Consider the following 19375-nt stretch of genomic DNA (forward strand, 5'->3'; position numbering starts at 1 on the left):
CGCGCGTCCGGTCTGTCCTGAGCTGTGCTGGTCACCCTACTCGGGCGTGGAACAACTCGTCTGTGCCGGCCAGTCCGCAATCGGGACCGACCGCCCAGCCCCAGCGGACCCCAGCACCGTCTGTGAAGAACACCACGACCGCCGGGCGCCCGTCAAAGGTGGCGTAGTCAGCGGTCTCCACCGTGATCGGCCCCGAGCCGTTGGCCGCCGCGATCGCGTCGACGCACACCTGCAGCGCCGCCGGCGCGTCGAGCCGACTCAGCGTCCGGTCGTGGACACCGGACTTGGCCGTCGGCGCGCTCTCCGTCGAGTTGTCCTGCGCCGCCATCGGGCCCGGCGTCGGACCGGTGAGCAACGATCGCGCGCTGCCGCCGAAGAAACCGCCGGCGACCGTCTGCCCCGTGTAGTCACGCCCGCTCGCGGAGCGCGGGATGGCCACCCCGGCGCCGGCCGCCGGGGCCGGGGCTGCCGCCGCATCGGCACCCGAGTCGTTGGCCGTCGTGCTGGTGAGCCCGTCGACCGAGCCGTTGATCCAGAGCCCGCCGAGCGCCGCCACCGCGACCAGGACCAGCACCGGCGCGGCCCAGGTCAGCCAGCGCGACCGGCGCCGGGCCCGACTCGGGCCCGCCGGCCGGGCGGAGCGCGGCCGGCGCCGGGAGCCAGCGGCGACGCGCGGCGCCGGGGCGCGAGGTGCCGGGGGATGGGGTGCGGCGTGGGGTGCCGGGGCGTGCGGCTCCGGGGCCTGGGGCGCGGCCACCTGTGCAGGCGGCAGCGCGGCCAACAGCCGGCTGACCACCTCGTCGGGCATCGGCTCGGCGCTCTCACCGGCGAACACGGCCAGGTCGTCGGCGGTGGCGGCGAGCGCCGCGACCAGCGATGCGTGCTCCGCGGCCCAATCCGGATCGGTGGCGATCAGAGCCGCCACCCGCGCCTCGTCAGGAGTGCCGGCGAGCGCCCCGCCGACATAGTCGGCCAGCAGATCGAAATCAGGCTCGCTCATCACACCCCCTCCCCGCCGCTGTCGGGCACCGGACCGCTTGACACTGATCGGACGTCGGCACCGGACGGCCGGTTCCGTGCCGTGTCGGACGGCACGCCGGCGCCGGTCGCGCGTGGTCGCAGGTGCCCGAGCAGCATCGCCAATCGTGCCCGCCCCCGCGAGCACCGGCTCTTCACGGTGCCCTCCGCGACGCCGAGCAGCACGGCCGCCTCGGCGACCGGATAGCCCTGCACGTCGACCAGGAGCAACGCCGCCCGCTGGTCTTCGGGCAGCCGGGTCAACGCCTGGCGGACCACCAGGGCGGTGTCATGGTCGATGGCCGGCGCGGCCAGCTCGACGCGACCGGGCCGGTCGGGGTCGGTGCTGCCGTCGGGCAGCGACACGGTGGGGTGCGCCTGACGCCGCCGGATGCGGTCGAGGCAGGCGTTGACGACGATCCGGTGCAGCCAGGTGGTGACCGCCGAGTCACCCCGGAAGCGCGGCGCGGCCCGGTGTGCGGAGAGCAGCGCGTCCTGGAGCGCGTCGGCCGCGTCTTCCCGGTCGCCGAGCGTGCGCAGGGCGACCGCCCACAGTCGATCGCGGTGCCGCCGGAAAAGCTCGGCGAAGGCCTGCGGGTCGCCGTCGACATGGGCGCGCAGCAGCGCCTCGTCGTCAGGTGCGTCGAGGGGTTCGGGGTCGGCGGAGTCGCGCCGGCCGGCGGTCACGGCTGCACCTTATCGTCGCCGCGCTATCTCGCGCGGGTGACGATCAGCCCTGTGCCTGGACCGTGATCTCCTGGATCTCGAGCCGCAACCGGCCGTCGGTGGTGGTCGGCAGCTTGGTGAACCAGATCAGCAGGTATTGATGCTTCTGGTCGGGCTCGAAGCCCTGGAACGTCAGCGTGGTCGCCTCGTGGTTTTCCAGCGGCTCGCCGATGCGGGTCTTGTAGGTGTCGAGGATCCGCTGGTCGCCCACGCGCGTGGAGCCGGTGTCGCCCTGGCCGGTGAACAGCGCGGCCGACGCGCCGGTGGCGGACAGGTTGACCTGCACCGAGGTGACGGCGGTCGGCTCGGCCAGCTTGATCAGCACGCCCATCCCGGACTTGGGCCCGAACGGCAGGTTCTTGTAGGTGTCGCTCTCCCACGCGGTGTCGCGCTTGCCGTCGACCATCAGTGCCGCGTCGGTCAGCTCGGTGCGGTCGCCCTCGGGGTCGACGATGCGGACCTGGTCTTTGGTGAGCGCGACCGGCTTGGGTGCGGCCGGCTCGGTGCTCGCGCCGCTCGGCGCGGCGCTGCCCGTCGCGGCGACACCCGGGCCGGGCGTGGCATCCCCGGACGAGTCGCCGCGGTCGGCCAGCACGCTGATCCCCAGCAGCAGGCCGACGGTGGCGATGACCAGCAGGCTGGCCACCCCGAGCACGAGCTTGCGCCGGGTCGCCGGCGGGTGGTCGGGCAGGCCCTCTTCGGTGGCCGAGAAGCGCAGCGGCCCGGCGTCGACGATGAACGGCTCGTCGGCGGCGACGTCGAGCCGGTCGAGCTCGGCGGCCAGCACGTCGGCCGACGGCAGGGCCAACCGGTCGTCGAGCAGGTCCATGGTCAGGTCGTCGAGGTAGGCCGGGATGCCGGCGCGCACCATCCGCGGCGCGGCGATCGCGCCGGAGCCGTCGCGGACGGCGTCGGGCAGCGACGACGGGCCGACCTCGGCGTGCGGCCAATGCCCGGTGAGTGCGAAATAGAGGATGCCGCCGATCGCCCGGACATCGGTGTCGGGAGTGTCGCCCTCGGTGGCGCGGGCGTCGGCGAGCACGACCCGGCCGTCGTCGGCGACCATCACGGTGCCGGGGTGGACGTTGCCGTGGACCATGCCGGTCGCGTGCACGGCGGCCACCGCGCTGGCCACCGAGTGGGCGATCGAGGTCGCGCGCTCGGCGTCGAGCGGTTCTTCGACCACGAGCTGGCGGAGCGCCTCGCCGTCGATCCACTCGCGCACCACGTAGGCGCGGCCGTCTTCGTCGATGGCGTCGTAGACACCCGCGAGGTTAGGGTGGATCACCCGGCTGGCGGTCACCGCGGCCTGGAGCATCTCCTGGGCCGAGTCGCCGCCGGGGTAGCGCAGCACGACCGCGACCGGCCGGCGCAGCACCACGTCGATGCCCTGCCAGACCTGTCGGCCGGCAGCGTCGTCGTTGATGTGCTCGGCCAGCTCGTAGCGGTCCGCGAGCACCTCACCGACGTGTGGTGCCCCGACAGTCAGCACGGGAGGTGTGGCCTCGTCGGCCTCCTGGCCCTCGCCGACCTGGGTCACCGGTCCTCCTTCGGTGCTGTTCTCGCTCGTCATGCTGACTCGCTCGCCGTCTCGCAGTCACCCGTGGGCAGCGCGCTGCGCCCCGTGTGAAACCGAAGGGCGGCGCCACCCCAATAGCGTAGGGGCTCGGCGCATCTGTCGGGAGCGACCTTACCTGGGAGGGACCACACCGCCACAGGCCATGTTCCCTCGTTATGCGGTGCTCTTCCGAGTGCCTGAGCACTGCAAACAGCGCCAAATCAGCCTTTGCGGCGACATGTTCAGAACCCGAAAAAGGTACGATTTCTCGTTCGGCGCGTCGCCGCCGCCCCGGGGAAGGCCACGCTGGACCTACCGGGCCAGCCCCAGCCGCCGCCGGACCATGCCGACCACACTGGTCACCTCGCTGATCCGCAACGCCATCGCGAGCGCCAGGTAGCTCAGGCAGATGACCAGGCCGCCGACCACCAGCCGGGCCAGCGCGATCATGCGGTCGGCCGAGTCGCTGTTGGGCAGGAGCCGCAGTGCCACATAGCCGACCACCGCCGCGCCGGCGGCCGCCACGGCCACCTTGCCGAAGGTCATCATGATCCGGCGGGCGCCCATCGCTCCGATCCGGCGTCGCAGCAGCATCGCGAACACCACAGCGGCGGCCACGTAGGAGACCGCGTTGCCGAACATCAGGCCGGCCGCGACGGTCGAGGTGGACAGCACCAGGTAGAGGCCGACCTGCACCGCGATGCGTACGCCGACGACCGGGATGTTGACCAGCGCGGGCGTCCGGGTGTCGGGCAGGGCGTAGAAGGCGAACGTGAACAGCTGGCTGATCGCGAACGGCACCAGCGCGAGTGCGCCCGCGAAGAGCACACCGCCGGTGTCGGTCGCGTTGCGCTCTGTGAACGCCCCGTAGTGGAAGAGAACCACCGAGATGGGGTACGCGAGCACCGCGTAACAGACCGCGATCGGCGCGAGCACCGCCGTCACGGTGCGTGTTCCACGTGAAACATCGTCGGCGAAGTCGGCGAACCGCCCCTCGGCGGCCGCCGCGCTCATCCGGGGCAGCAGCGCCGTGATGATCGAGACGGCGATGATCCCGTGTGCGGTCATCACCAGCAGGAAGACGTTGTTGTAGATCAGCGGGCCGGCGCTGCCCTTGGCGCTCGCCGCGTTGGCCAGCTTGACCACCACGATCAGGCCGAGCTGGCTGACCGCGACGTAGCAGAACATCCAGCCGCCGAGCTGCCCCAGTTCGCGCAGGCCGAGCTCGCGCCACTGGCCACGCCAGCGGTAGTGGAAGCCCACCTTGCGCAGCGCCGGCACCAGGCCGGCGACCTGGACGATGATGCCGAGCAGGGTGCCGCCGCCGACCAGCAGGATCATTGTGGCGCTCATGTCGCCGGTGGCCAGGTCTTCGCGGGCGCCGTAGAGCGCGATGAAGAGCCCGAACGACGCGATCACGATGATGTTGTTGAGGATCGGCGTGAACATCGGTGCGGCGAAGTGCCCACGCACGTTGAGGATCGCGCTCATCAGGGCCGAGAGCCCGCTGAAGAAGATCATCGGCAGCATCAGCAGCGCGAGGATGTTGATCAGAGAACGGGCGTCGGACGTCGTCGCCTTGTCGATGTAGAGCAGGGTGAGCAGCGGCGCGGCCAGCAGCGCGAGCACGGTCGCCAGGAACAGGGCGACGACCGCGAGGCTCAGCAGTCGCTGGGTGAACAGCTCGCCCCGGTCGCGGTCGCTGTCGCGGCGCCGGACCAGCACCGGGATCAGCACGCTGGTCAGCACGCCACCCAGCAGGAACTCGAACACCATGCCGGGCAGGATCTGCGCGGTCGTGTAGGCGTCGCCGACCGCGGAACCCAGGGCGGCCGAGATGACCAGCGTGCGCAGGAAGCCGGTGCCGCGGCTGACCAGGCTGCCCACGGCCATGACGGCGCTGTTGCCGGCGGCGCTGTCGGGGGCGGGCTCTTCGATCGCCGGTGGGCCCGCCGGCGGCGGTATGTCGACCGGATCGGCCCGGACGATGCCCTCGTTACCGGTAGCGGCGTGCGCGCTCCGGTAAAGTCCGCTGCTCACGGGACCTCCAGACGAGGGTGAAGACGTACGCCCGACCCTAACCTCTGAACGCCGCCCCGCGGAGTCGGCGACCCCGGAGAGAAAGATAGGCTGGCGGTCCCATGTCCGGAACATCCTCTCCCAGCCGCCTCACGCAGGCGCAGCAGACCGCCGTGGCGGAGCTGCTCCGGGTCTCGCCGGTGGCCGACGAGCTGGGCCGCCGCTTCGCGAAGGCCGGCCACGAGCTGCACCTGGTCGGTGGCTCGGTGCGCGACGCGCTGCTCGGCCGGCTCGGCAACGACCTCGACTTCGCGACCGACGCCCACCCCGACCAGACCCTCGCCGTGCTCCGCGGCTGGGCCGAGGCCACCTGGGAGACCGGGCGCGAGTTCGGCACGATCGGCGCCCAGCGCGACGGCCTGCGCCTGGAGATCACCACGTTCCGGGCCGACGTCTACGACGGCGTCACCCGCAACCCGGTGGTCCGCTACGGGTCGAGCCTGGCCGACGACCTGCGCCGCCGCGACTTCACCGTCAACGCGATGGCGGTCAGCCTTCCGGACCATGCCTTCACCGACCCGCACGGCGGCCTCGACGACCTGGCCGCCAAGCTGATCCGCACGCCCGGCACGCCGGAGGAGTCGTTCGGCGATGACCCGCTGCGGATGCTGCGCGCGGCCCGGTTCGCCGCGCAGCTCCGGTTCGCCGTCGACCCGGCGGTGCGCGCCGCGATGACCGAGATGGCCGCCGACCTCGACCGGATCACCGCCGAGCGGATCCGCGACGAGTTCACCAAGCTGCTCTCCGGCGCCGACCCGGTCACCGGCCTGCGGCTGCTGGTCGACAGCGGCCTCGCCGACCGGTTCATCCCGGAGATCTCCGGCCTCAAGCTCGAGATCGACGAGCACGCCCAACACAAGGACGTGTACGAGCACACGTTGATCGTGGTCGCCAACGCCGTACGCCTGGAAGGGTCGGAAGGTCCTGATTTCGTGCTGCGGATGGCCGCGCTGATGCACGACGTCGGCAAGCCGGCGACCAAGGCGGTCTCCCCCGACGGCCGGGTCAGCTTCCACCACCACGAGGTGGTCGGCGCGCGGATGACCAAGCAGCGGATGAAGGCGATGCGCTACCCCAAGGACGTCACCGCCGACGTCGTCGAGCTGGTGGCGCTGCACCTGCGCTTCTACGGCTACGGCCGGGGCGAGTGGACCGACTCGGCCGTGCGCCGCTACGTCACCGACGCCGGGCCGCTGCTGTCCCGCCTGCACAAGCTGACCCGCTCCGACGTGACGACCCGCAACCGGCGCAAGGCGGCGCAACTGGCTGCCGACTACGACGCGCTGGAAGAGCGGATCGCCCGCATCGCGGCCGAGGAAGACCTCGCTCGGGTACGCCCGGACCTGGACGGTAACGCGATCATGGAGTTGCTCGGCGTGCCGCCGGGCCCGGTCGTCGGGCAGGCCTGGCGCTACCTCAAGGACCTGCGGCTGGACCGCGGCCCGCTGGACCGCGACGAGGCCGAGGCCGAGTTGCTGCGCTGGGCCCGCGCGGAGGGCATCGTCGGCCCCGAATGACAGCGGGTGGCCCGGGTCGCTACGGTCGCGGGCATGCAGCCGTCATCCGGCTCTCCCCCACGCTCCTACCGGGCTCCGATCGTGGTCCTCGCCGCCCTGCTGTTCCTGCTCGTCGGCGGCATCGTCGTGGTGCTGTCGGCGCGGGCCGGCGGGCGGGCGCCCTGCCCGGTCGGCGAGTGGGCCGTGGCGACCTATCAGGACGCCGTGCCGGTCGACGCGATCGGCCAGACGCTGGTCTTCACCGGCGGGGCCGGCACGGTGCTGCGGCTGCGCGACGACGGCACCGGCGAGACCGACTACGGCACCGGCGTCACGTTCACGGCGGCGGCACCGGACGGGCGCACCGTCCGGATCAACGTCGCCGGGCCGGCTCGGTTCCGCTATGAACTGGCGGCGGCCGGGAGCACGATCTCCGTCACGCCGGCCGCCAACGACACCACCAGCCAGGTCTTCATCGGCGACACGCCGCTCGGCGCGGAAGGCAAATACAGCGACAAGACGGAGACCCGGTCGTTTCGCGTCGCGTGCCAGGACGACTCGCTCACCCAGGACGACGGCCGCTTGGTGGTCGAATACCGCCGGCGCTGATCTGTCGTACCCCCGAGGTTGAATGGTTGTCATGCGTTGGACCGTCGTCGACTCGCCGATCGGGCCGCTCTCGCTCGCGGCTGACGAGGTGGGCGTGTGCGGGATGCGCTTCGGCGCCGTCCCGGGTGTCGAGTTCGCGCCGCCGTCCGGGTCACTGACCGCGGCGACCGAGCAACTCGCCGCCTATTTCGCGGGCACCCTGACCGACTTCGACCTGCCGCTGTCGGTGCGCCGCGGCTCCGAGTTCGAGCGCGCGGTCTGGCGCCGCATGTCGACGATCCCCTACGGCCAGACCGAGACCTATGGCGAGGTCGCGGCCGTGGTGGGTGACCCGGGCGCGGCGCGCGCGGTCGGCGTCGCGTGCAACCGCAACCCGATCGCCATCATCGTGCCGTGCCACCGCATCGTCGGTGCCGGCGGCAAGCTGGTCGGCTTCGGCGGCGGGCTGCCGGCCAAACGTTTCCTGCTCGAGTTGGAGGCCGGCGTGGCCTGGCAACGCGAGTGGGCGACTTAGCACAAGATCCACCGTCCCGGGGCCCAAGGACCGGCCGATCGGTCAATGGCAATCTTTAAGCGGTCCTTAGATGATCCGTCCGTCTTCCCATTCGTTGCCCTACCGAAAGACGGGGGAACCACCTATGTCCACAGACACTCCTGAGTCCAACCTGGGCCGTCGCCGCCTGCTGCGGCGCGCCGGCACGGTGGCCGCGGGCGTGGTCGGAGCGGGCGCCGTCGGTGCCGCCGTCGCCGGGCCGGCCCAGGCCGCGCCGGGCGACCCGGTTGTGCAGGGCGCCAACAACGGCAACACGACCGACCCGTTGGTCACGCTCAACAACCCGGGCGGCCCCGCGCTCAACCTCGCGCCGTCGGGCTCCATCAACGGCGACGAGCCGGTCGGGTCGTTCCGCGTCGACGAATGGGGCAACCTCTGGACGCTCGCCGTCCCGGGCCTCCCGGAGATGGTGCACACCTCGTTCACCGCGACCCAGCTGGTGCCGGTCGTCCCGCAGCGCGTCCTCAACACCCGCACGACCGACGGCCGGGCCAACGTGCTCAACCCGGGTGGCAACTTCGACTCGGGCGGCCGGCTGCTCGCGGGCAAGACCATCCACCTCTACGTCGGCGACTACGCGTTCAACGCGGTCGCGCTGCACGGCAACGTGACGGTGGCCAACTCGGTCGGCGACGGCTATCTGACGATCTGGCCGGGCGGAGCGCCCCGGCCGGCGACGTCGATCATCAACTTCCCGTCGAGCACCAAGCTCACAGCGATCGCCAACCACGTCGTCTGTGGCATCGGCTACTACGCGGCCAACAACACGCCCGACGTCATCTCCATCTACAACAGCGGCTCGACCGCGCACGTGCTGCTCGACGTCAGCGCGTTCACCATCATCTGGGGCTTCGGCGACGTCAACCCCGAGATCCTCGGCGCGCCCGCCGCAGCCAGCGCGCGCAGCACCAAGGCGGCGGCGGCCAAGCCGCTGTCGGGCCTGGCCAAGCGCGAGGCGGCGAAGCCCAACTGGGCCAAGTAGTCCGCACCGATAGCGAAAGGGCGGGAACCCCGAGGGGTTCCCGCCCTTTGTCGTGCGTGGGTCAGCGCTCGACCTCGCCGCGGATGAACGCCTCGACGGCGTTGTGCGCGTCGTGGTCGGCGTACTGCTCCGGCGGCGACTTCATGAAGTAGCTCGACGCCGACAGGATCGGGCCGCCGATGCCCCGGTCGAGGGCGATCTTCGCGGCCCGCAGCGCGTCGATGATCACGCCGGCCGAGTTGGGCGAGTCCCAGACCTCGAGCTTGAGCTCCGCGTTGAGCGGGGTGTCGCCGAACGAGCGACCCTCGAGCCGGATGTAGGCCCACTTGCGGTCGTCGAGCCACGGCACGTGGTCGGACGGGCCGATGTGCACGTCGCTCTTGGCCATCTCGTGCGGCACCTGGGAGGTGACCGACTGGGTCTTCGAGATCTTCTTCGAGACCAGTCGGGTGCGCTCCAGCATGTTCATGAAGTCCATGTTGCCGCCGAAGTTGAGCTGGTAGGTGCGCAGCAACTCGACGCCACGGTCTTCGAACAGCTTGGCCAGCGCACGGTGCACGATGGTCGCACCGACCTGGCTCTTGATGTCGTCGCCGACGATCGGCAGGCCGGCGTCGGTGAACTTCTGCGCCCAGACCGGGTCGGACGCGATGAACACCGGCAGGGCGTTGACGAACGCGCAACCGGCGTCGATGGCGGCCTGCGCGTAGTACTTGTCGGCCTGCTCGGAGCCGACCGGCAGGTAGGCGACCACCACGTCGACGCGGGCGTCACGCAGCGCCTGGGCCACGTCGACCGGCGCCTGGTCCGACTCTTCGATGATCTCCCGGTAGTACTGGCCGAGACCGTCGAACGTCGGGCCGCGCTGGACGACGACGCCCGACGGCGGCACGTCGCAGAGCTTGATGGTGTTGTTCTCGCTGGCGACGATCGCCTCCGCGAGGTCCATGCCGACCTTCTTGGCGTCCACGTCGAACGCCGCGACGAACTCCACGTCGGAGACGTGGTAGTCGCCGAAGGTGACGTGCATGAGACCCGGGACGCGGTCGTTGGGGTCGGCATTGCGGTAGTACTGCACACCCTGGACCAGGGACGAGGCGCAGTTACCCACACCGACGATGGCGACGCGGACGGAGCCCATCGCGTTTGCCTCCTTCTTATTACGGCCGCTCGTCCTGGACGTGCGGGCTGGTTTCTGTGGTGTCGCGGCCCTCGGGGGCCCGGCCGGAGCGCTCGTTGACGATGAGCTCCTCCAGCCAGCGCACCTCACGCTCGCAGGCGTCCAAACCGTGGCGCTGGAGCTCGAGGGTGTATGCGTCAAGGCGCTCGCCCGCGCGGGAGAGCACGTCACGCATGCTTTCGCGGCGCTCTTCGACCTTGCGCCGGCGGCCTTCCAGGATCCGCAGGCGGGTGGCCTGGTCGGTGCGCGCGAAGAAGGCGAAGTGGATGCCGAAGCCGGCGTCGTCGTAGGTCTCCGGGCCGGCCTGCGCGATGAGGTCGGCGAACCGTTCCTTGCCCTCTGCCGTGATCTTGTAGACCACTCGGCCCCGCTTGCTGGTCAGCGCCGGCACCTCGGGCTTGGTCGGCGGAGTCTCGCCGGCCTCGCTGATGTAGCCGGCGGCCTGGAGCCGTCGCAGCGTGGGGTAGAGCGAGCCGTAGCTGATCGCCGCGCGGATCGACCCGAGCTTCGCGGCGAGCTCTTTTCGCAGCTCGTAGCCGTGCATCGGAGACTCGTGGAGGAGGCCGAGGATCGCGAACTCGAGCAACTCCCACCTCCCAGATCGGCTCCGATGTATCGGCTCGATACATCGCAACGGTAAACCAGGACCGTGCGTCAAGCAAACCCCTGACTGCGCCCGGGGAATCACGCTCTGTAGCCGTTGTCGCTCTCGCCGCCTCGACCGCGTACCCTCTTGCGCATGCGCACGCAGCGCCAGGTCGTCGACTACTCGCTACAGAAGCGAGCGGTCCTGCGTGACGTCTATTCGGGCCGCGTCGGCACCTACGAGGTCTGCGACGCCTCCCCCTACCTGAAAAGCGCTGCGCGCTTCCACGGCGAGCCGACCGACGAGCGCTGTCCGATTTGCCGTCGTGAAAACCTGACGCGCGTCCACTACATTTACGGCGATGAACTCAAGCAGTCCGCGGGGCAGGCTCGCACACTGGCCGAGTTGCCGGTGTTGGCGATGACTCTGCGTGAGTTCCAGGTCTACGTGGTGGAAGTGTGCGCCGGCTGCTCGTGGAACCACCTGGTGGAGCAATACCTGCTCGGTCGCGACGGACTGGTCCCGACCGAAGCGGATGAAAGCGGGCGAAGGAGAGAGGCGCGACGGTGACGACGGTTCGCCCGGTTGGAGCAACGTCTTCGGCGTCTGGGCGAATCGTTAACCGGATAAGTCCGGTTTTCTCTGATATGTCAGTAGCGGTCCGGTCAAACCGGGCGTCTGCACGACGTGGTCCAGCTCACGGCAACCCGGTGTGCGCGCTGACGCGCCGCACCGCGACCGGCAGGGTGTGACGAATGAACCCGTACGACGACTCCAGTTCCGCGCGCGGCCATGCGCGCCCCACGGGCCACAGTGGCCCCACGGGCCACAGTGGTGACCGCGGACCAGGGTTCGGTGAGGACCGGCACTGGCAGGCGGGCGGCGGCGACGGCCTGGGCGGTTGGCCCAACAACGGCGGCGGCTACGGCGACCAGCCGGCCGCGGCGCGGGCCTCCACTTCGGGCGGTCGGGCCTCGGTGCCCACGGCTGTGCCCGCCTCGTCCGCGACCGGGGCGGCGTCCGTGCCGCCGGCCGGCCGGTCCGGCGTCGGTCGCGCCTCGGCAGCCGTCCCCACCAGCCCGTCTTCGGGTCGGGCCTCGGTCGGCGGCGCGCCGGTGGGCAGTGCGTCCGTCGGCAGCGCGTCCGTGGGCAGTGCCTCCGTCGGCAGCGCGTCGGTCGTCGGCACCGCGGGCCGGGCTCAGGTCGGCCGCGCGTCGGTGTCGCCGGGCCCCGGCGGCCCGGGCGGCCCTGGCGGCCCGAGCGGTCCCGGCGGGCCGGGTGGTCCCGGCGGGCATGGCCGGGCCGGTGGCAGCCGGCCCAAGCGCAGCCGGCGCCGCAAGATGATCAACTTGGCCATCGCCGGCTTCGCCGTGCTGGTCATGGTGGCCGGTGCGGGTCTGGTCGGCGGCACCTACTACACGACCAACGTCGTCGTGCCCGACCAGGTCGACCTGCCGCTGGCGACCACCATCCTGGCCTCTGACAACAAGACCCAGATCGCCAAGCTGGGCGAGGTCAACCGCACGTTCGTGTCGATCAACCAGATCCCGAAGTACGTGCAGTACGCGGTCGCCTCGGCCGAAGACCGCAAGTTCTACGAGCACAGCGGCGTCGACTACGTCGGCATCGCCCGCGCCGCCTGGAACAACTTCACCGGCGGCGACAAGCAGGGCGCCTCGACGATCACGCAGCAGTACGCCCGCAACGCCTTCGACAACCTGCAGGGCGTGACCTACGCCCGCAAGCTGCGCGAAGCCGTCATGGCGTCGAAGCTCAACGACGAATACACCAAAGACCAGATCATGGAGATGTACCTCAACACCATCTACTTCGGTCGAGGTGCGTGGGGCATCGAGGCGGCCGCGCAGAGCTACTTCGGCAAGTCGGTCAGCAAGCTGACGGTCGCCGAGGGTGCCGTGCTGGCCGCCGTCATCAAACAGCCGCAGCCGTCGCCCACCCACAAGGGCTACGACCCGGGCTACAACCCGGAGGCCGCGCAGGAACGCTGGGGCTACGTGATCTCCGGGATGATGGAGAAGACCTGGCTGCAGCCTGACCAGAAGCCGGCCGAATACCCGATGAAGGCGCTCAAGCCGTTGCCGAAGGACGGCGCCTGCTTCACCGACTGCGGCGTCAACACCCCGCTCGGCAACGTGATCAACTACGTACACGACGAGATGATCGGGATGAAGATCCCGGGCTGCGACGCCGCCAACTGCTCTCAGTTGATCAAGGACGGTGGGTTCCGGATCCGGACCACCATCAACTCGAAGATGCAGGGCGCGTTACAGGACGCGATCTGGCGGAAGAAGGCCGGCTCGGAGCTCGCCAAGCAGCCGAAGAACATCATGGCGGCGGGCGTGGCGATCAACCCGAAGAACGGCCAGGTGCTCGCCTACTTCGGTGGTGACAACGGCACCGGCCACGACTACGCCGGCAAGAATGTCGAGGACGGTGCGCTGACCGGCGGTCACGCGCCCGGCTCGTCGTTCAAGATCTACACGCTGGCAGCGGCGCTCGACAACAACATCTCGCTCGACTCGCGTTGGGACGCCACCGACTACGACGTGCCCGGCACCAAGATCAAGGTCATCAACGCCGGCCGCAAGCCCAGCTGTGCCAAGAGCTGCACCTTGCGCCAGTCGACCGTGTCGTCCTACAACGTGCCCTTCTACCACATCGCCAACAAGCTCGGCGCCGACAAGGTCATCCAGATGGCCCGCAACGCGGGGGTCACCACGATGTGGACCAACGACCCGGTCAAGCCCTACGAACTGACCAACAAGAACACGAAGATCACCGACAACGCCCCGTTCTACTACGTGGTCGGCTACGGCGCCTACCCGATCACCGTGCTCGACCACGCCAACGGTCTGGCGACGATCACCAACCGCGGTATCTACAACAAGGCGCACTTCGTCATCTCGGTCGAGCAGAAGAACAAGGCCGGCGAGTGGGTGAAGGTCGGCGGCGAGCAGCTCAAGCCGAAGCCGACCATCAGGCAGGAGGTCGCCGACGACGTCAACGACGTGTTGCAGGAGATCTCCGGCGGCCTGCCCGGCGGCCGACCCGCGACCGGTAAGACCGGCACCTGGGAGCTCAACGAGAAGAGCTCCGACAACGCGCACGCCTGGATGCTCGGCGCGACACCGCAGTTGGCCACCGCGATCTGGGTCGGCAACGTCGGCAAGGAGCAGGCGCTGATCGACAAAGACGGCGACAAGATCCAGGGTGCCTCGCTGCCGAAGGACATCTGGAAGCGGTTCATGACCGATGCGCTCGGCGACACCGACGTCATCCGCTTCCCGCCCGGCACCCACATCGGCGACAAGAACACCGGAAACGGCACGCCGGAGCAGCAGCAGGGTGCCTGCTTCCCGGGCGACCTGGCCTGCCTGGCGCAGCAACAGCAGCAACAGCAGCAGGGCGGCGCCGCCGGTGGCCGGCGGGGTCGCGACGGCAACAACGGCGGCCCGGGCACCAACCAGCCCACGAATCCCGACGTCAACCCGTTCACGGTCGTCCCGCCACCAGGCGGCTGATCGCACTCGGCCCGCTAACCACCGGTCGGTGGCGCCCTGACGGGTGCGACCGACCGGCGGTCGCGTACCAGCCGATGCGACAAAATCGGCGCTCCGGATGGGGCACACCGGGTGGGATGCGGAAAGATGCGTCTTCGTGGGTGCAAACCTGATGCGTGACGACGCCGGACCGGTCGACGAGCCGTCCCGCTCCGACGACTTCGTCCGAGGGCTGTCCGAGGTGATCGGCGGGCCGGTGGGCGACCACGCGGTGCGACGCCGCGACGGGGTGCGTTCGGGCGGCGGCTTCTGGACCGCGTCGCGGATCGTACTGGCGCTGATGTGCCTGGCCCTGGCTCTGCACTGGGTGCAGAAGTCACCGTGCCAGGACGGAGCGTGGCAGAATCACCGGCAATACACCCGGTTCTGCTACACCGACGTGCTCGCCCTCTACTACGCCGAGGGGCTCAACGAGGGCAAGGTGCCCTACGTCGACCATCCCGTCGAATACCCGGTGCTGACCGGCGCGTTCATGGGCGCGCTCGGGCTGCCGGTGCACGCGCTCGGCCAGGAGCGCCCCGGGATCAACCAGGGCCAGTGGTTCTACAACCTCAACGCCCTGGTGCTCGGCGCGATCGGGGTCGGCGCGGTCGGCGCGCTGCTGGCACTGCGCAAGAGAAGACCGTGGGACGCGGCGATGTTCGCCCTGTCCCCCGCGCTGCTGGTCACCGCCACCGTCAACTGGGACCTGCTGGCGATCGGGTTGGCGGTCTTCGGCATGCTCGCGTGGGCCAGAAAGAAACCGGTCGCGGCCGGCGTGCTGCTCGGCCTGGGCTGCGCGGCGAAGCTCTGGCCACTGTTCATCCTCGGCCCGATCCTGGTGCTGGCGTTCCGCACCAAGCGCTGGCGCGCCGCGATGACCACCGTCTGGGTCGGCATCGCCACCGTGCTGGCGGTCAACATCCCGATCGCGCTGGCGTTCACCGACGGCTGGAAGCGGTTCTTCGAGCTCAACAACACGAGACCGATCGACTGGGGCACGATCTGGTACGTCGGCCGCTATCTCGACACCAAGTGGTCGCCGAACTCGGCGGGCCCGTTCCAGTGGCTGAGCGACAACATCTCGACCCTCAACATCCTGTCCTACCTGCTGTTCGGCGTCGCGTGCCTGGCCATCGCCGCCCTCGCCGTCTACGCACCCCGCCGGCCCCGGCTGGCCGCCCTGGCCTTTCTCGTGGTCGCGGCGTTCCTGATCTTCAGCAAGGTGTGGTCGCAGCAGTACGTGCTGTGGTTGCTCCCGCTCGCCGTCCTGGCCCGCCCCCGTTGGGGTGCCTTCCTGGCCTGGCAGGTCGCGGAGGTGTTCTACTTCCTGGCCTTCTACGGCGAGTTGCTCGGCGCCGAAGGCAAGCCGGTCTTCCCGGAAGGCGTCTTCGTGCTGGCGGCCACGCTGCGCCTGGCCGGTGTGATCGCGATGTGCTACTTCGTCATCCGCGACATCCTGCGACCCGAACTCGACCCGGTCCGCGCCACCTACGCCGACGACCCCGACGGTGGGGACTTCGACGGCGCACCAGACCCGGACCCGGTCGGCAGCAGCGCGGCGCCGCTGCCGGCTCGGGTCTGAGCCCGGGCTTTCGCCCTCGATCTGGTCAGAGGTGGAAGACCACGGCGTTGCCGATGTCTTCGCGGGTGATGCCCAGCGAGTCGACCGGCAGGTCGATGGTCGTCTGCAGCGGTGAGCCGGAGTCGATCTCGTCGCGCACGACGACCACGTTGCGCACGCCCATCCCACGCAGGTAGTTGATGCTGTTCTGATCGGGGAACGTCGCTGTCACCTGGCGCACCTCCTCGAGCTTCTTCGGCACGAAGCCGCTGCCGCCGTTGACGATGTCCTGGAAGTTGGTCGTGGACCAGAGCATCACGTTCTCGTCGCGGAGCGCGTCGCTCGGCAGCACCAGCAGCGGGCCCTCGACGGTGCGCATCGCCGCGGGCTGCGCGGGCACGATCGGGTGCGGCGTGGTGTTGATCCCCTCGACCAGCACCAGGGCCAGCGGGATCAACGTGACCAGGCGCAGCCACGGGCTCGGCCATGGCGGTATGCGGTTGGCCGACATCTCCTTGACCCGGTCGACGAACGCGCAGACGGCCCCGGCGGCCAGGATGCCCAGCAGCAGCGTCACCCAGAGCATCAGCCGGCCCGGGGTGCGGATGCCGTCCCAGCCGGGCACGTGCTCGAGCAGCGGGAGGTAGGTGTATTTGCCGTCGAGGAACTCACTGCCCATGGCCAGGATCGTGGTGACCGCGATGGCCGCCACCATGAGCAGCCGCTGCTTGACCGTCCAGATCGAGACGATCAGGCCGGCCAGGGCCAGACCAATCAGCGTGAAGCCGGGCAGCAGGGTCATTTCGGGCGCCCACCCCAGCGAGTCGCGCAGCTGGGCGTGCAGCCCTCCCCAGAGCCACGAGTGGTCGGGCGCGGTGAAGAAACCGCGCAATGGCGGTGAATAAAGCTCGATCTCTTCAACACCGCGCCGGGCGTACGGGTGAGCGTCGGCGACCTCGAAGTAGGGGATCGCCAGCAGCCCACCGACGGCCGCGAAGATCACGCCACCGCCGAGGTCGGCGAAGAACAGCTTGCGACCGAACGGCCGCCGGACATCCCACCGCCAGGTCCGGCTGACGAACCAGCCGACGAGCGCGCCGATGGCGAGCAGGGCCAGCACGTACGCGAAGACCAGACCGATGCCGAACCCGATGCTGAGCTGCCAGGCTGCGACCAACCACCCGGCCAGCGCCCAGCCGGCATGCCGGCGTTCCGGCCGGTAGCCGTGCCGGAACGAGAAGCCGTGCCCGCGCGCCAGCATCGCGAGGGACAGCGGGATGCCGCCGTTGGAGAGAATGTGCAGGTGGCCGGCTTGCGACAGCAGCCACGGCGCGTAGGTGTAGGCGGCCGCAGCGACCGCGGCACCGGTCCGCCCGGCGCCGAGCTGACGCACCAGCACGTAGGCGCCGAAGGTGGCGAGCGCGTGCGCCAACACGAACACGATGTTGTAGCGCACGATCGCCGCGACGGGCCCCTCGCCGATCATGCCGAGCGGCGCGTAGCCGAGCAGCCCGTCGGAGAAGGCGAAGCTCCAGAGCTCGGGATAGAAGGCGTTGGCGTGCCAGAGCCGGCCAGGGTCGGTCAGCAGGCTGTGCCCCGACCAGGCCATCTGCCAGGCCTGCAGAGTCGGGTCGGCGACGTCCTGCGGGATCGTGTGCCGCGGGTAGCGCAACGTCGGCCAGGTCATGACCACCGCCCCGGCGAGCGACACGAACGCCGCGATGGCCCACTCGTGCCGCAGCACCCGGCCGCTCCAGCGGCCGACCCGCCGCCCAACGCCAGGCGGTGGCTCCGTGCGGCCGGCGAACTCGGCCCACTTGTCGGGCTCTTGGTCTTCGATCAGTGTCGCGACCGCGGCCGCTTCGGTGTCCTCGCTGGCCGCTTCGTCGGTCTCGGTCGCGCTGGCCTCAGCCGGCTTGTCGGCCGCGGGGCCCTTCGCGTCAGCATCGGCGAGCGTGGCGGCCACGGGCGTGGCGGTATTCGCGTCGGCATCGGGCGTGATCGCGCCGCCGTCGGCTTTCGTGTCGGCATCCGGCGTGGTGGCGCCGTCCGTGAGCGTGGCGGCCGCGGGCGTGGCGGCCTTCGTGTCGGCACCCGGCTTGGTCGCGGCGCTGTCGGTCGCTGGTCCGTGAGTGTTCGCGTCGTCGTCCGGCTCGTCGGCGGCGTGCCGACCGCGGGACTCGGCTTTGGCCGAGGTGGCGTCCGCTGCTTCCGAGCCGCTGCGCTCGGTCTCGGGTGGACTGGTGGCGATGGCCGCCGGCACCGCGGCGCGGTCGGCCCGCTTGAACTGCCACCAGCGGCGCGCCTTCGTGGCCGCCTCCGGTGAGCCTTCGCCGGCTACCCGCTGCTTGGGCGCCGCGGGAATCGCGGTCGCGACCGCACTGCTGTCGGTGGACGCCTCTTCTGCGGCCGGCTCGGCAACAGCTCCGGTCGGTAGCGCAGCGGCTTCAGCCGCCGTCACCTCCGCGGCTTCGCTGTCGGCGGGTCGGGTTCGTGCCTTCGGCGTCGCGGCCTTGCGAGGTCGGCGGGTGGTGACGTCCGTCCCTGGCTGCTCAGCGGGCTCGCTTGCGGCGTCGGCGGATGCCTTGGCCGCTCGGCGGCCACGGGTACGCGCCTGCGGCGCGATTTCGGCGACATCTCCGCTGTCGGATCCCGCGGTGGCGTCGTCGTCGATGGCCATGCCGCTACCGGCGTCGGTCTCGGCTTGCCCGGCGATAGCGGCAGCCGCATCGTCGCTCGCCTCGGATTGGGCGGTATCGCGCTTGGAGGCCCTGCGGCGCCTTGGCTTGGTCGCCGGCGGGACGGCTTCGTCAACGTCATCCTTGCCCGCGGCGGCGCCGGGATTGGCGCCTGCGGCTATCGGCCCTTCGACACCCGCATCCTTGCGTGGGGGTGGGTCGGTGCCTGCGGCGGCAGGAGCATCGACGTTCGCATCCCTGCGTGGGGTGGCGCTGGGTTTGGCGCCTGCGCCGGCCGGCGCATCAACGTTCGCGCCCCCGCTGGCGGCTATACCGATCACCCCAGCCGCGAGGGCTCCTCCGCCGGCCGCACGCGCAGCTGCGCTCGCAGCGCCACGGGTCGCGGTGCCTATGGCGGCCTCAGCGCCGCTGTTGGCGCTCGCGCCGCCGTCGGCGGAGCCCGTTCCGCGGCCCGCCACGGCAGCGTGGTCGCCCTCGGTGCTGCCGGTGCGGTCATCGAGGATCGAGGCCACGGCTGCGGGACGAGCGTCGTTCTCGTCGGCCAGGGTCTCCGCGTCGTCGCGCAGCAATCGTGTTTGCCTGGACCCGCCGACTGCGTTGCGACGCCGAGCCCCGGGTTGGCCTGCCGCGTCGCCCAGCCGAGCGCCGGCTTCGCCCGGCCCGTCGCTCGCGCCGGCTCCGTCGCCGCCCTCGCGGCCGTTGGCTGACGCGCCGCCTTCTTCGCCGCGCCGAGCGGTCGAATCGTCAGGGGTCGCCCGTTCGGTGG

14 protein-coding genes and 1 pseudogene are annotated in these 19375 nt (G+C 70.6%); 7 read left to right on the forward strand and 8 right to left on the reverse strand.

Features of this window, described 5'->3' with window-relative positions; all coding sequences use genetic code 11:
- Positions 1-31 precede the first annotated feature (31 nt).
- The 4 genes from AB0J74_RS23845 to murJ form a co-directional block, all read right to left on the reverse strand.
- Positions 32-1000, reverse strand: coding sequence for a hypothetical protein (locus AB0J74_RS23845; RefSeq protein ID WP_363451429.1), 969 nt, complete (start codon positions 998-1000; stop codon positions 32-34).
- Positions 1000-1641 (reverse strand): RNA polymerase sigma factor SigM, encoded by a 642-nt coding sequence (gene sigM, locus AB0J74_RS23850; protein ID WP_363451735.1) that lies wholly within the window; start codon positions 1639-1641, stop codon positions 1000-1002. The genes AB0J74_RS23845 and sigM overlap by 1 nt, the downstream gene beginning before the upstream one ends.
- Before the next feature lie 106 nt (positions 1642-1747).
- Entirely contained in the window at positions 1748-3316 is a 1569-nt protein-coding gene (locus tag AB0J74_RS23855; RefSeq protein WP_363451431.1) for a protein kinase family protein, read from the reverse strand.
- Positions 3317-3613: 297 nt separating this feature from the next.
- On the reverse strand, positions 3614-5341 hold the full coding sequence (gene murJ, locus AB0J74_RS23860) for a murein biosynthesis integral membrane protein MurJ (protein ID WP_363451433.1): 1728 nt from the start codon (positions 5339-5341) through the stop codon (positions 3614-3616).
- A 101-nt stretch (positions 5342-5442) separates the two neighbouring features.
- On the opposite strand from murJ, the gene AB0J74_RS23865 reads away from it, so the two are divergent.
- From AB0J74_RS23865 to AB0J74_RS23880, 4 genes are all read left to right on the forward strand, one after another.
- Positions 5443-6897 carry a CCA tRNA nucleotidyltransferase gene (locus tag AB0J74_RS23865; protein WP_363451435.1) on the forward strand — a complete coding sequence of 485 codons (1455 nt, stop codon included), beginning with the start codon at positions 5443-5445 and terminating at the stop codon, positions 6895-6897.
- Positions 6898-6930: 33 nt separating this feature from the next.
- Positions 6931-7485: a hypothetical protein gene (locus AB0J74_RS23870; protein ID WP_363451437.1), complete on the forward strand. Its 555-nt coding sequence runs from the start codon at positions 6931-6933 to the stop codon at positions 7483-7485.
- A gap of 31 nt (positions 7486-7516) precedes the next feature.
- Positions 7517-7999: a methylated-DNA--[protein]-cysteine S-methyltransferase gene (locus AB0J74_RS23875; protein WP_363451439.1), complete on the forward strand. Its 483-nt coding sequence runs from the start codon at positions 7517-7519 to the stop codon at positions 7997-7999.
- A gap of 124 nt (positions 8000-8123) precedes the next feature.
- Positions 8124-9020, forward strand: coding sequence for a hypothetical protein (locus tag AB0J74_RS23880; RefSeq protein ID WP_363451440.1), 897 nt, complete (start codon positions 8124-8126; stop codon positions 9018-9020).
- A gap of 61 nt (positions 9021-9081) precedes the next feature.
- On the opposite strand, the gene AB0J74_RS23885 is transcribed toward AB0J74_RS23880, so the two are convergent.
- Entirely contained in the window at positions 9082-10161 is a 1080-nt protein-coding gene (locus tag AB0J74_RS23885; protein WP_363451442.1) for an inositol-3-phosphate synthase, read from the reverse strand.
- A gap of 73 nt (positions 10162-10234) precedes the next feature.
- A pseudogene (locus tag AB0J74_RS23890) lies at positions 10235-10786 on the reverse strand (PadR family transcriptional regulator); the annotation flags it as partial.
- A gap of 153 nt (positions 10787-10939) precedes the next feature.
- On the opposite strand from AB0J74_RS23890, the gene AB0J74_RS23895 reads away from it, so the two are divergent.
- A complete protein-coding gene (locus AB0J74_RS23895) occupies positions 10940-11356 on the forward strand; it encodes a DUF5318 domain-containing protein (RefSeq protein WP_363451444.1) in 417 nt (138 codons plus the stop codon).
- A gap of 352 nt (positions 11357-11708) precedes the next feature.
- Here AB0J74_RS23895 and AB0J74_RS23900 read toward each other — a convergent pair whose 3' ends face one another.
- On the reverse strand, positions 11709-11972 hold the full coding sequence (locus AB0J74_RS23900) for a hypothetical protein (protein WP_363451446.1): 264 nt from the start codon (positions 11970-11972) through the stop codon (positions 11709-11711).
- 154 nt (positions 11973-12126) lie between these two features.
- Here AB0J74_RS23900 and AB0J74_RS23905 point away from each other — a divergent pair, with 154 nt between their 5' ends.
- Entirely contained in the window at positions 12127-14328 is a 2202-nt protein-coding gene (locus tag AB0J74_RS23905) for a transglycosylase domain-containing protein (RefSeq protein WP_363451448.1), read from the forward strand.
- Positions 14329-14479: 151 nt separating this feature from the next.
- On the forward strand, positions 14480-15931 hold the full coding sequence (locus AB0J74_RS23910; RefSeq protein WP_363451737.1) for a glycosyltransferase 87 family protein: 1452 nt from the start codon (positions 14480-14482) through the stop codon (positions 15929-15931).
- A gap of 25 nt (positions 15932-15956) precedes the next feature.
- Here the strand turns inward: AB0J74_RS23910 and AB0J74_RS23915 are convergent, their stop codons facing one another.
- On the reverse strand, positions 15957-18371 hold the full coding sequence (locus AB0J74_RS23915; RefSeq protein ID WP_363451450.1) for a hypothetical protein: 2415 nt from the start codon (positions 18369-18371) through the stop codon (positions 15957-15959).
- Positions 18372-19375 lie beyond the last annotated feature (1004 nt).

Source organism: Asanoa sp. NPDC049573, assembly GCF_040676615.1.
Taxonomy (GTDB): Bacteria; Actinomycetota; Actinomycetes; order Mycobacteriales; family Micromonosporaceae; genus Asanoa.